A 1,350-nucleotide genomic window follows, 5' to 3' on the forward strand; every position below is an offset into this window, starting at 1 on the left:
CATCGGCGTACTGCGCCGTCTCGGTGAGGAAGATGTCTTGCACGACCAAGAAGTCGAGTGCTTCTAACCCTTCAATCACGTGTGCTTGGTTTGGATCGCTCAGTACTGGGTTTTCGCCCATGATGTACATCCCGCGAACTTCTCGTTTGCACGCCGCATCGATGATTTCCGTTAGGGTAAGCCCTTGCTCAGAAGGTAAGTTCGGCGCATCCCACTCAATCGCGAATTTCTGACGAACAATCGGGTTATACACTTTTTGGTATCCCGGATAACAGTTCGGCAATGCGCCCATATCACACGCACCTTGCACGTTTGATTGACCGCGCAGTGGGTTAATACCACCACCCTCAATACCGATATTGCCACACAACAATTGCAGGTTTGCAATCGAACGAACGTTGTCGTGCCCTGTTGTATGCTGGGTAATACCCATTGAGTAATACACCGCCGTGCGTTTTGCCGTACCAATCATTCGCGCCATCGCGAAAATATCGTCCGCTTTTACGCCCGTCACTAACTCAACTTTGTCGAGATTGTACGCTGGCGACATTACCTCTTGAAGCAAGGTATCAAAGCCGTCGACGCGCTCTTCGATGTATTCTTGATCGTACCAACCATTTTTGATGATTTGCTGCATCACGCCGTTGAGCAACATAACATCCGTGCCCGGACGATGCGCTAAGTACAGCTCTGCATGTTCAGCCATGTCCACTCGTTTCGGGTCTGCCACAATCAAGCGCGCCCCGTGATGACGAATCGCCTGTTTGATGTGCGAAGCGATGATCGGGTGCGCAGATGTGGTGTCAGAACCGATAATAAAGATCACATCGGAATGCTTAATGCTCGGAATGTCGTTGGTCATCGCACCACTCCCCAACGATGCTTCAAGCCCTGTCACACTTGATGCGTGACACAAACGTGCGCAGTGATCAACGTTGTTCGTACCCAGTTCACGACGGATGAATTTTTGAAACGCGTAGTTATCTTCGTTAGTGGTTTTCGCTGAAGAGAATCCGGCCAGTGCGTTGTTACCAAAATCTTGCTTGATGGTCGAAAGCTTCGAAGCCACTAGCTGAATCGCTTCGTCCCAACTTGCTGGCTGCAACCAACCATCTTTACGAATCAGCGGTGTCGTTAAACGCTCTTCGCTGCTAATGAAGTCAAAACCAAAACGGCCTTTCACGCACAGCATACCTTGGTTAACCGGCGAATCCGCCCCTTTTACATAGCGGATTTTGTTTTGTCGCTCATCGACAAACATGGTCAACTTACAACCCACACCACAATAGGTACAAATGGTATCGACGGCTTTTAGCTGTTCGGTTCTGCCTTGAGAGCGGTCACGGCTGT

The 1,350-nt window shown here is 50.0% G+C and carries 1 protein-coding gene; it reads right to left on the reverse strand.

Annotated elements, in window-relative coordinates; genetic code table 11:
- The coding region (locus R7Q47_RS24725) for a molybdopterin oxidoreductase family protein (protein ID WP_318089909.1) at positions 1 to 1,350 on the reverse strand (1,350 nt) is incomplete at both ends.

The organism is Vibrio sp. Vb0349, from assembly GCF_033338975.1.